This window comes from Bacillus sp. SIMBA_074 (assembly GCF_046534555.1).
Lineage (GTDB): Bacteria > Bacillota > Bacilli > Bacillales > Bacillaceae_G > Bacillus_A > Bacillus_A mycoides.
Map to the genome: position 1 here is coordinate 1 of NZ_JAWRYM010000738.1, position 261 is coordinate 261.

At 47.5% G+C, this 261-nt stretch carries 1 protein-coding gene; it reads left to right on the forward strand.

Translation table 11 applies throughout. The annotated features are described in order from the left end of the window. Nucleotides 1-35: 35 nt before the first annotated feature. The coding region (locus tag SB773_RS32730) for a hypothetical protein (protein WP_410594562.1) at nucleotides 36-261 on the forward strand (226 nt) is incomplete at its 3' end.

Sequence of the window (261 nt, forward strand, 5' to 3'; positions counted from 1 at the left end):
TCATGCCAGAAGATACGGCAGACCTTTCAGCAAGATTGGCGAACGCAGGTCTTTCGAATAGTGAAGCGGCTGAACATGTCTTTGATGTAGAAAACGGAAAAGTCCTGGTCCTTGTCGATGAAAGTGAAGGCCACCTTGGAACGGCAAGGGATAAATTCACGACTGGAACAACGGACACTGCCCGTACAAGGCTGGATACAAACTCTGCCAACCCACTCTACAACGGTACCGAAAAAGCCGATGCATTAAATAAAGAAGATG